This is a genomic window from Actinomadura sp. 9N407 (assembly GCF_044326315.1).
Lineage (GTDB): Bacteria > Actinomycetota > Actinomycetes > Streptosporangiales > Streptosporangiaceae > Spirillospora.
The window spans coordinates 1-598 of record NZ_JBIRAW010000084.1 but is presented as its reverse complement, the minus strand read 5'-3'; the positions used below and the strand labels follow the sequence as shown (position 1 = coordinate 598).

Annotated in this window: 1 protein-coding gene and 1 pseudogene; both read left to right on the top strand. The window is 68.6% G+C overall.

The window, feature by feature from the left end:
* Positions 1–328 (top strand): UDP-N-acetylglucosamine 2-epimerase (locus ACH34Q_RS46985; RefSeq protein WP_395989770.1); only part of this gene is annotated, 328 nt, incomplete at its 5' end.
* Positions 325–598, top strand: a pseudogene (locus ACH34Q_RS46980) (nucleotide sugar dehydrogenase); the annotation flags it as partial. The gene ACH34Q_RS46985 and the pseudogene ACH34Q_RS46980, both read left to right, overlap by 4 nt.

Sequence of the window (598 nt, the reverse complement as noted above, 5' to 3'; positions counted from 1 at the left end):
CGTCCACGTCCTGGAGCCCTTGGGCTACATCGACTTCCTGGCCGCCGTACGCGGCGCCGCCACCGTCGTCACCGACTCCGGCGGGCTACAGGAAGAGACCACCATCCTGGGCGTCCCGTGCCTGACCGTACGGCCCAACACCGAACGGCCCATCACCATCACCCACGGCATCAACCGCCTGGTCACCTTCGACGACCTCGTACCCCAAACCCGCAAAGCCCTGGAGACCGATCACCGCCAGGAGAAACGAACGCCTCCACTGTGGGACGGCCACGCCGGAGAGCGCATCGCAGACGTGATCGTCCAGTGGAAGGCGGGCCGGTCATGACCACGAGCACCGGGCTGGGCATCGACAAGGACCTGGTGGTCGTCGGGCTCGGCTATGTCGGGCTCCCGCTGGCACGCGAGGCCTGCCGGGCCGGACTGCGCGTCGGCGGACTGGACCGCGACACCCGCGTCATCGACAACCTGAACGCAGGCCACTCCCACATCGACGACGTCGGCGACCCCGAGGTCGGCGAGATGCTCGCCGCCGGGTTCACCTCCAGCGCCGACGAGAACCTCCTCGACAGCGCCCGCACGATGATCATCTGCGTGC